Consider the following 4,328-nt stretch of genomic DNA (forward strand, 5'->3'; position numbering starts at 1 on the left):
ACCGGAAGCCGGTTTGGCGGGCGGTTCGGCGCGGGCGATCTGCGGGGTCACCGGCTCGATCTGGTTCTCGCGCATGTAGTCGTTCATCTCGCGCCAGCCTGCAAACACCGCGGCCTTGTCGGCCTTCTTGTTGAGCGTGTAGCAGTCTTCGATGGCGCGGGCCGCATGGCGGCAGGCGGCGCCGATGGCCTTGCCCTCGGCCTCCTTGCGCTGGGCCTGCAGCTCCGGCGTCTCGATGCCCAGGCGTTCGCACCCGGCCAGGGCCAGGGCGGCGAGCAGCATCAGCGGGGCAAGGGGGCGGGGCATGGTGGGCGCAAGACGGTGAGGGGCGGACCCTTCCGTTTTCGGCCCACCCGGGGGCGACTTGAACGTAACCCTAGCGGGCCATGGCCAGCAGGCGGGCCACCCGCTCTTCGGTCGAAGGATGGGTGCTGAACAGGCCCCGCAGCCCGCCACCCGACAGCGGGTTCATGATCATCATCTGGGCCGTAGCCGGGTTGCGCTCGGTGGTTTCGAACGGGATGCCGCGGGCGTAGTTGTGGATCTTCTGCAGCGCGCTGGCCAGCGCCTGCGGGTCGCCCGAGATCTCGGCGCCGCCACGGTCGGCCTCGAACTCGCGCGCACGGCTGATCGCCATCTGGATCAGGCTGGCCGCCAGCGGCGCCAGCAGCATCACCAGCAGGCCGGCGATCGGGTTGGCCGGGCGGCCTTCGCTGTCGCGGCCACCGAAGAACATCGCGAAGTTGGCCAGCATCGAGATGGCACCGGCCATGGTGGCGCTGATGGTGCTGATCAGGATGTCGCGGTGCTTCACATGCGCCAGCTCGTGCGCCATCACGCCGCGCAGCTCGCGGTCGCTGAGCACGCGCAGGATGCCGGTGGTGGCAGCAACGGCCGCGTTGTCGGGGTTGCGGCCGGTGGCGAAGGCGTTGGGCGCGTCTTCTTCGATCAGGTACACACGCGGCATCGGCAGCTGGGCGCGCTGCGCCAGCTCGGCCACCATGCGGTAGAACTGCGGCGCGGTGGATTCGTCCACCTCGCGGGCGTTGTACATCTTCAGCACCAGCTTGTCGCTGAACCAGTAGCTGAAGAAGTTCATGCCCAGCGCCACGATGAGCGCGATGGTCATCCCGCTGCGGCCCCCGATGAGGCCGCCGATGGCCACGAAGAGCGCCGTGATCGCCGCCATGAGGACGGCGGTTTTCAGCAGATTGAACATGTGAACATTCCTTTCGTCGTGCCGTGCGGCACCCTGGCTGCAATAGATGCGGCCCGGCGGCGGGAGTTCAATCTGCGGTGTGCGCCGCCTGCTGCGGCACGGCCAGGCGCGTGCCGGCGGCAATCGGCCGCGCCTGCAGCACGGCGGCCGCTGGCTGGCGCTTGCCGCCCGGGCGCTGCAGCTGCAACAGCGCCAGCGCGCCTTCGCCGCAGGCCACCTGCAGCTCGCCGGCTTCGGCCACCAGCACCGTGCCGTGGGCGGCGCCGGCCACGCCCGGGCGCACGGCGGCCTGCCACACCTTCAGCGTCTCGCCTTCGCACTCGAAGCTGGCACCGGGAAACGGGTCGAAGGCCCGCACGCGGCGGCCGATCAGCTCGGCCGTCAGGCGCCAGTCGATGGCGGCCTCGGCCTTCTCGATCTTGTGCGCATAGGTCACGCCTTCGGCCGGTTGCGGCGTGCGGTGCAGGCCGCCGCAGGCCGCGGCTTCCAGGGCTTCGACGATCAGCCGGCCGCCGAGCGCGGCCAGGCGGTCGTGCAGCGTGGCGGTGGTGTCGTCGGGCGCGATGGTCACGCGCTCTTCCATCAGCATGTCGCCGGTGTCCAGGCCGGCGTCCATCTGCATGATGGTGATGCCGGTCTCCGTGTCGCCCGCCTCGATGGCGCGGTGGATGGGCGCGGCGCCGCGCCAGCGCGGCAGCAGCGAGGCGTGGATGTTCAGGCAGCCCAGGCGCGGCAGATCCAGCACCCACTGCGGCAGGATGAGGCCATAGGCCGCCACCACCAGCACATCCAGCGCCGCGTCGCGCAGCGCCTGTTCGCCCAGGCGGGCTTCGTCGGGGTATTTGCCGTCCAGCTTCAGGCTGCGTGGCTGGGCCACGGTCATGCCGTTGGCCAGCGCGTACTGCTTGACGGGTGAGGCCTGCAGCTTCATGCCGCGGCCGGCCGGGCGGTCGGGCTGGGTGAGCACCAGCGGCACGCTGAAACCCGCCTCGTGCAGCCGGGCCAGCGCCACCTGCGCAAACTCGGGCGTGCCGGCAAAGCCGACGCGCAGCTTGGCGCCGGTCACCGCTCCTCTTCCCGCGTTTTCTTGAGCATCTTGCTCTTGATGCGGTTGCGCTTGAGCGGGCTGAGGTATTCGACGAACACCTTGCCCATCAGGTGGTCCATCTCGTGCTGCACGCACACGGCGGTCAGGCCCTCGGCCTCGAACTCGTAGGGCTGGCCGTCGCGGCCCAGCGCGCGCACCTTCACGCGGGCATGGCGCTCCACCTTGTCGTAGATGCTGGGCACCGACAGGCAGCCTTCGTCGCCCAGCATCATCTCGGTGCTGCGCTCGATGATCTCGGGGTTGATCAGCACCTGCGGCTGGTCATGCGTCTCGGAGGTGTCCATCACGATGACGCGCTCATGCACGTCCACCTGGGTGGCGGCCAGGCCCACGCCGTCCGAGGCGCGCATCGTCTCCAGCATGTCGTCGGCCAGTTGGCGGATGCGGTTGTCCACCTCCTTGACCGGCTTGGCGACGGTGTGCAGGCGGGGGTCGGGGTAGCGGAGGATGGGAAGCAGGGCCATGGGGGTGCGTGATCGCCGGCTGTGGCAGCCCGGTGCGGCTGCGTGCGCAAGGTGCCACAAATGGGCACTTTCGTTGCGATATCAAGGGTCTATGGGCACAATCTGCGGCAACATGTGAGCATTTCCGCGGCCCGGTCAAGGCCACGTTCGCTGGTGCAGTCGCAGACCGTTCGGCAACCCGTGATTTTGCACCGTCGGTTTCGGTCGTGATGCAAGCCCCCGGAGATCCCCTTTCATGATTCGTCGCTCTCTGCGCCCGCGCCTTGCCGGCCCCTTCGCCGGACCTCTTCGCGCCGGTGCGGGCGTGCTGGCCCTGGCAGCGGCCGCTGCGGCCAGCGCCCAGGTCAACCTGCCGGTCACGCCCGCCCAGCGCAGCACGGCGCAGCAGGTCGCCCAGCAGGGCGTGCCCTTCGAGGAACTGGCGCCCGATGCGCCCGATACCTACACCGTCAAGCCGGGCGACACGCTGTGGCGCATCTCGGGCCTGTTCCTGCGCAAGCCCTGGCGCTGGCCCGAGCTGTGGGGCATGAACCTGGCCGACATCCGCAACCCGCACCTGATCTACCCCGGCCAGATGCTGTGGCTGGACCGCAGCGGCGACCGCGCCCGCCTGCGCGTGGGCCAGCCGGTGGGCGGTGCCGGCAGCGGCACGGTCAAGCTGTCGCCGCGGGTGCGCAGCGGCCCGGTGACCAACGACGCGATTTCTTCGGTGCCGCTGCACCTGATCGCCCCGTTCCTGAACGAGGCGGTGGTCTTCAACAACGACGAGCTGGGTGGGGCGCCGCGCGTGGTGGCCGCGCCCGAGGGCCGGGTGCTGATGTCGCGCGGCGAGCTGGCCTATGTGCGCGGCGACCTGGGCGGCCTGCGCGACTGGCGGCTGTTCCGCGAAACCAAGCCGCTGCGCGACCCCGAGACGCAGGAAGTGCTGGGCCATGAGGCGCGCTTCGTGGGTACCGCCGAATTCGTGCGCCCCGGCGACACGGTGGCCACCGCCGACGGCAAGGCCCAGGTGGTGCCCGCCACGGTGCGCATCGTCAGCAACCGCGAAGAAGTCGGCATCGGCGACCGGCTGGCGCCGGTGCCTTCGCGCGACTTCAGCAGCTATGCGCCGCATGCGCCGGCCAACCCGGTCAACGGCCGCATCATCGCCATCTACGGCGACGCGCTGAGCGCGGGGCAGAACCAGATCGTCTCGCTGAACCGCGGCTCGGCCGACGGCATGGAGCGCGGCCATGTGCTGGCGCTGTGGCAGCGCGGCGCCACCACGGTGGACCGCAGCGACCCCGACCGTGCGGTGATGCAGCTGCCCGATGAGCGCAACGGGCTGCTGTTCGTCTTCAGCGTGTTCGACCGTGTGTCGTACGCGCTGATCCTCCAGGTGCAGGCGCCCGTGCGGGCCGGCGATCGTTTCACCCAGCCCGACTAGGCCTGCGGCCATGACCGACCCGAATGAAGTCGGGGCATGGCTGAGGTTGACGGCCGGGGAAGGACTGGGCCGCGCCAAGGCGCGCAAGCTGCTGGCCGCGTTCGGCAGCGC

At 70.2% G+C, this 4,328-nt stretch carries 5 protein-coding genes; 1 reads left to right on the plus strand and 4 read right to left on the minus strand.

From position 1 onward, the window contains the following. The 4 genes from ABNT58_RS25565 to def form a co-directional block, all read right to left on the minus strand. Positions 1 to 306: hypothetical protein (locus ABNT58_RS25565; RefSeq protein WP_348756196.1), on the minus strand; the 306-nt coding region annotated here is incomplete at its 3' end. Between the two features lie 70 nt (positions 307 to 376). Beyond that, positions 377 to 1,219, minus strand: a complete 843-nt coding sequence (gene htpX, locus ABNT58_RS25570; protein ID WP_348756197.1) for a zinc metalloprotease HtpX — start codon at positions 1,217 to 1,219, stop codon at positions 377 to 379. A gap of 67 nt (positions 1,220 to 1,286) precedes the next feature. Continuing rightward, complete coding sequence (gene fmt / locus ABNT58_RS25575; protein ID WP_348756200.1) at positions 1,287 to 2,270, minus strand: methionyl-tRNA formyltransferase; 984 nt, start codon at positions 2,268 to 2,270, stop codon at positions 1,287 to 1,289. Positions 2,271 to 2,281: 11 nt separating this feature from the next. After that, the gene (gene def, locus ABNT58_RS25580; RefSeq protein WP_348756198.1) at positions 2,282 to 2,791 is read right to left on the minus strand and encodes a peptide deformylase; all 510 of its coding nucleotides are present in this window, start codon (positions 2,789 to 2,791) and stop codon (positions 2,282 to 2,284) included. 235 nt (positions 2,792 to 3,026) lie between these two features. Between def and ABNT58_RS25585 the strand changes: the two genes are divergently transcribed. Beyond that, positions 3,027 to 4,217 (plus strand): LysM domain-containing protein, encoded by a 1,191-nt coding sequence (locus ABNT58_RS25585; RefSeq protein ID WP_348756199.1) that lies wholly within the window; start codon positions 3,027 to 3,029, stop codon positions 4,215 to 4,217. Positions 4,218 to 4,328: the final 111 nt, after the last annotated feature.

This window comes from uncultured Aquincola sp. (assembly GCF_964001545.1).
GTDB lineage: Bacteria > Pseudomonadota > Gammaproteobacteria > Burkholderiales > Burkholderiaceae_C > Aquincola.

Bases quoted from the DNA above. Each gene is read 5' to 3' on its own strand.
- htpX (WP_348756197.1), bottom strand. From the start codon at position 1,219: ATGTTCAATCTGCTGAAAACCGCCGTCCTCATGGCGGCGATCACGGCG.
- def (WP_348756198.1), bottom strand. From the start codon at position 2,791: ATGGCCCTGCTTCCCATCCTCCGCTACCCCGACCCCCGCCTGCACACC.
- ABNT58_RS25585 (WP_348756199.1), top strand. From the start codon at position 3,027: ATGATTCGTCGCTCTCTGCGCCCGCGCCTTGCCGGCCCCTTCGCCGGA.